This window comes from Acinetobacter pollinis, from assembly GCF_015627175.1.
GTDB lineage: Bacteria > Pseudomonadota > Gammaproteobacteria > Pseudomonadales > Moraxellaceae > Acinetobacter > Acinetobacter pollinis.
The window spans coordinates 1-5,742 of record NZ_VTDQ01000066.1; the positions used below are offsets into that span (position 1 = coordinate 1).

Below are 5,742 nucleotides of genomic sequence, written 5' to 3' on the forward strand. Positions count from 1 at the left end.
GAATTGATTGGTCTATAATGCGTATCCATCGGCGGTGATGTTGAAAGAAACTTCTTGATAAACAATAACTTAGTTGATTGGTTTAGGATTTAGTTCTTAGATTGATTGAGGTTGGGGTTTGATGAAGAAGATAAAAAACTTTCAGATTACAGTTGACTTTCTTTAAGAAGAGAGTAATATAGCCGACCTAGCTTGCTGATGACGAATCAGTGATGCGAATCATTAATAGAATTGAAGAACAACTTGTGTGGATTTTTACTGAGTGATCACTGAATATATTTAAGATTCATTGATTAAAAGTAGAAATTTACTCGAAGATTTATTTGAGAGCGAATATTTTTGCTAGTGATTAATGAGCCAGATTGATTCCCTTAAGGAATTAATGATTTTAACTGAAGAGTTTGATCATGGCTCAGATTGAACGCTGGCGGCAGGCTTAACACATGCAAGTCGAGCGGGGGAAAGTAGCTTGCTACTGGACCTAGCGGCGGACGGGTGAGTAATACTTAGGAATCTGCCTATTAGTGGGGGACAACGTTCCGAAAGGAGCGCTAATACCGCATACGCCCTACGGGGGAAAGCAGGGGATCTTCGGACCTTGCGCTAATAGATGAGCCTAAGTCGGATTAGCTAGTTGGTGGGGTAAAGGCCTACCAAGGCGACGATCTGTAGCGGGTTTGAGAGGATGATCCGCCACACTGGGACTGAGACACGGCCCAGACTCCTACGGGAGGCAGCAGTGGGGAATATTGGACAATGGGCGCAAGCCTGATCCAGCCATGCCGCGTGTGTGAAGAAGGCCTTATGGTTGTAAAGCACTTTAAGCGAGGAGGAGGCTTACCTAGCTAATATCTAGGCTAAGTGGACGTTACTCGCAGAATAAGCACCGGCTAACTCTGTGCCAGCAGCCGCGGTAATACAGAGGGTGCAAGCGTTAATCGGAATTACTGGGCGTAAAGCGCGCGTAGGTGGCCATTTAAGTCAAATGTGAAATCCCCGAGCTTAACTTGGGAATTGCATTCGATACTGGATGGCTAGAGTATAGGAGAGGAAGGTAGAATTCCAGGTGTAGCGGTGAAATGCGTAGAGATCTGGAGGAATACCGATGGCGAAGGCAGCCTTCTGGCCTAATACTGACACTGAGGTGCGAAAGCATGGGGAGCAAACAGGATTAGATACCCTGGTAGTCCATGCCGTAAACGATGTCTACTAGCCGTTGGGTCCTTTGAGGACTTAGTGGCGCAGCTAACGCGATAAGTAGACCGCCTGGGGAGTACGGTCGCAAGACTAAAACTCAAATGAATTGACGGGGGCCCGCACAAGCGGTGGAGCATGTGGTTTAATTCGATGCAACGCGAAGAACCTTACCTGGCCTTGACATACTAAGAACTTTCTAGAGATAGATTGGTGCCTTCGGGAACTTAGATACAGGTGCTGCATGGCTGTCGTCAGCTCGTGTCGTGAGATGTTGGGTTAAGTCCCGCAACGAGCGCAACCCTTTTCCTTACTTGCCAGCATTTCGGATGGGAACTTTAAGGATACTGCCAGTGACAAACTGGAGGAAGGCGGGGACGACGTCAAGTCATCATGGCCCTTACGGCCAGGGCTACACACGTGCTACAATGGTCGGTACAGAGGGTTGCTACACAGCGATGTGATGCTAATCTCAAAAAGCCGATCGTAGTCCGGATTGGAGTCTGCAACTCGACTCCATGAAGTCGGAATCGCTAGTAATCGCGGATCAGAATGCCGCGGTGAATACGTTCCCGGGCCTTGTACACACCGCCCGTCACACCATGGGAGTTTGTTGCACCAGAAGTAGATAGTCTAACCCTCGGGAGGACGTTTACCACGGTGTGGCCAATGACTGGGGTGAAGTCGTAACAAGGTAGCCGTAGGGGAACCTGCGGCTGGATCACCTCCTTAACGAAAAGGTGAGACTTGGTAAGAATCCACAACAAGTTGTTCTTCGGTATATTATCTGAGGGTCTGTAGCTCAGTTGGTTAGAGCACACGCTTGATAAGCGTGGGGTCACAAGTTCAAGTCTTGTCAGACCCACCAAAGACGAAAGATAATGTACAATTCACAAATGATTTTAAGCTGGGGACTTAGCTTAGTTGGTAGAGCGCCTGCTTTGCACGCAGGAGGTCAGGAGTTCGACTCTCCTAGTCTCCACCATGATTTTAAGTAGATTGATGTTTCAATTTAATTAAGATTAAGCTAATAAATAAGCAAACAGCTTATTTGCTTATAGAGCTTAGTAGAAAGATTGTGTAAGATATGCGACCTTGATATTAACCTCTGTGAGTAATCACGGTACATGACCTGACGAAGGCATGTAAAATCATTAACAGATTATTCAATTTGAGTCTGAAATAAATTGTTCACTCATACATTTTGAAGCGTTTTAATTGAAATTTTAATTAATTTAGATTGAGGCAAATTGAAATGAGATGAGAACTAGCAAATTAACTGAATCAAGCGTTTTGGTATGAGATTGAAGCTGTACACCTTAAAGTTCGCGTAAGCGACTGTTTGGGGTTGTATAGTCAAGTAATTAAGTGCATGTGGTGGATGCCTTGGCAGTCAGAGGCGATGAAAGACGTAATAGCCTGCGATAAGCTTCGGGGAGGCGGCAAATATCCTATGATCCGGAGATTTCTGAATGGGGGAACCCACTTACCATAAGGTAGGTATCAATAACTGAATACATAGGTTGTTGAGGCGAACGAGGGGAAGTGAAACATCTCAGTACCCTTAGGAAAAGAAATCAATTGAGATTCCGTCAGTAGCGGCGAGCGAACGCGGATCAGCCCATTAAGTTATCTAAGTTTTAGTGGAACACTCTGGGAAGTGTGACTATAAAGGGTGATAGTCCCGTACACGAAAGGGCTTAGATAATGATATCGAGTAGGGCGAGGCACGTGAAACCTTGTCTGAATATGGGGGGACCATCCTCCAAGGCTAAATACTCCTGACTGACCGATAGTGAACCAGTACCGTGAGGGAAAGGCGAAAAGAACCCCTGTGAGGGGAGTGAAATAGATCCTGAAACCGCATGCATACAAGCAGTGGGAGCATACTTTGTTATGTGACTGCGTACCTTTTGTATAATGGGTCAGCGACTTATATTCAGTAGCGAGGTTAACCGTATAGGGGAGCCGTAGAGAAATCGAGTCTTAATAGGGCGTTTAGTTGCTGGGTATAGACCCGAAACCAGGCGATCTATCCATGAGCAGGTTGAAGGTTGGGTAACACTAACTGGAGGACCGAACCCACTGTCGTTGAAAAGCCAGGGGATGACTTGTGGATAGGGGTGAAAGGCTAATCAAGCCTGGTGATAGCTGGTTCTCCCCGAAAGCTATTTAGGTAGCGCCTCGGACGAATACCATAGGGGGTAGAGCACTGTTTCGGCTAGGGGGTCATCCCGACTTACCAAACCGATGCAAACTCCGAATACCTATGAGTACTATCCGGGAGACAGACTGCGGGTGCTAACGTCCGTAGTCAAGAGGAAAACAATCCAGACCGCCAGCTAAGGCCCCAAAATCATAGTTAAGTGGGAAACGATGTGGGAAGGCATAGACAGCTAGGAGGTTGGCTTAGAAGCAGCCATCCTTTAAAGAAAGCGTAATAGCTCACTAGTCGAGTCGGCCTGCGCGGAAGATGTAACGGGGCTAAAACTATGTGCCGAAGCTGCGGATTTACGCATTAGCGTAAGTGGTAGGGGAGCGTTCTGTAAGCCGATGAAGGTGTGTTGAGAAGCATGCTGGAGGTATCAGAAGTGCGAATGCTGACGTGAGTAACGATAAAACGGGTGAAAAACCCGTTCGCCGAAAGACCAAGGGTTCCAGTCCAACGTTAATCGGGGCTGGGTGAGTCGACCCCTAAGGCGAGGCCGAAAGGCGTAGTCGATGGGAAAATGGTTAATATTCCATTACTTCTGTGTAATGCGATGAGAGGACGGAGAAGGTTAAGTCAGCCTGGCGTTGGTTGTCCAGGTGGAAGACAGTAGGCATGCATCTTAGGCAAATCCGGGGTGCTCTATGCTGAGAGTCGATAGCAAGTAGGTTTACCTACGAAGTGGCTGATACCATGCTTCCAAGAAAAGTCTCTAAGCTTCAGTTACACAGGAATCGTACCCGAAACCGACACAGGTGGTCAGGTCGAGTAGACCAAGGCGCTTGAGAGAACTCTGCTGAAGGAACTAGGCAAAATGGTACCGTAACTTCGGGAGAAGGTACGCTGCTGATGGTGATGGAACTTGCTTCCTGAGCTGTCGGCAGCCGCAGAAACCAGGCCGCTGCAACTGTTTATTAAAAACATAGCACTCTGCAAACACGAAAGTGGACGTATAGGGTGTGATGCCTGCCCGGTGCTGGAAGGTTAATTGATGGGGTTAGCGTAAGCGAAGCTCTTGATCGAAGCCCCAGTAAACGGCGGCCGTAACTATAACGGTCCTAAGGTAGCGAAATTCCTTGTCGGGTAAGTTCCGACCTGCACGAATGGCATAATGATGGCGGCGCTGTCTCCAGCAGAGGCTCAGTGAAATCGAAATCGCGGTGAAGATGCCGTGTACCCGTGGCTAGACGGAAAGACCCCGTGAACCTTTACTGCAGCTTGACATTGAACTTTGACCTTACTTGTGTAGGATAGGTGGGAGGCTTTGAAGTAGTAACGCCAGTTACTATGGAGCCATCCTTGAAATACCACCCTGGTAATGTTGAGGTTCTAACTCTGACCCATAATCTGGGTCGAGGACCATGTCTGGTGGGTAGTTTGACTGGGGCGGTCTCCTCCTAAAGAGTAACGGAGGAGTACGAAGGTGCGCTCAGCGTGGTCGGAAATCACGCGTAGAGTATAAAGGCAAAAGCGCGCTTAACTGCGAGACCAACAAGTCGAGCAGGTACGAAAGTAGGTCTTAGTGATCCGGTGGTTCTGTATGGAAGGGCCATCGCTCAACGGATAAAAGGTACTCTGGGGATAACAGGCTGATACCGCCCAAGAGTTCATATCGACGGCGGTGTTTGGCACCTCGATGTCGGCTCATCTCATCCTGGGGCTGAAGCAGGTCCCAAGGGTATGGCTGTTCGCCATTTAAAGAGGTACGCGAGCTGGGTTTAGAACGTCGTGAGACAGTTCGGTCCCTATCTACCATGGGCGTTGGAAATTTGAGAGGATCTGCTCCTAGTACGAGAGGACCAGAGTGGACGAACCTCTGGTGTACCGGTTGTGACGCCAGTCGCATCGCCGGGTAGCTATGTTCGGAAGGGATAACCGCTGAAAGCATCTAAGCGGGAAGCCTACCTCAAGATTAGATTTCCCTGTGACTTTATGTCACCTAAAGAGCCGTTCAAGACTAGGACGTTGATAGGTTGGATGTGGAAGTGTAGCGATACATGAAGCTGACCAATACTAATTGCTCGTGAGGCTTGACTATACAACACCCAAACAGTTGTATATCTCTTCAAATAACTTGATTTAGTGATAAACCTAGTTACAATACAGACCAATTGAATAAACTGTTATGCCAAATTTGGTGGAACAGAGGCAATAATTAAGACCTCAATGTTCTCCATAAAAGTTATGCTGGCGACAATAGCGAGAGTGAACCACCTGATCCCTTCCCGAACTCAGAAGTGAAACCTCTTAGCGCTGATGGTAGTGTGGGGTTACCCATGTGAGAGTAAGTCATCGCCAGCATCTAATTCCTAAAAAGCCTCCGTAAGGAGGCTTTTTTT

2 tRNA genes and 3 rRNA genes are annotated in these 5,742 nt (G+C 47.7%); all 5 read left to right on the top strand.

What is annotated here, in order from left to right:
- Positions 1-389: 389 nt before the first annotated feature.
- The 5 genes from I2F23_RS13415 (at position 390) to rrf (ending at position 5,704) form a co-directional block, all read left to right on the top strand.
- Positions 390-1,926: ribosomal RNA gene (locus I2F23_RS13415) — 16S ribosomal RNA — on the top strand.
- A 59-nt stretch (positions 1,927-1,985) separates the two neighbouring features.
- Positions 1,986-2,062 (top strand) — tRNA-Ile (locus I2F23_RS13420).
- Positions 2,063-2,103: 41 nt separating this feature from the next.
- Positions 2,104-2,179: transfer RNA gene (locus I2F23_RS13425), tRNA-Ala, on the top strand.
- 369 nt (positions 2,180-2,548) lie between these two features.
- Positions 2,549-5,441, top strand: a 23S ribosomal RNA gene (locus I2F23_RS13430).
- 148 nt (positions 5,442-5,589) lie between these two features.
- A 5S ribosomal RNA gene (rrf, locus tag I2F23_RS13435) occupies positions 5,590-5,704 on the top strand.
- The 16S, 23S and 5S rRNA genes sit together here with 2 tRNA genes alongside, the layout of an rRNA operon.
- Positions 5,705-5,742: the final 38 nt, after the last annotated feature.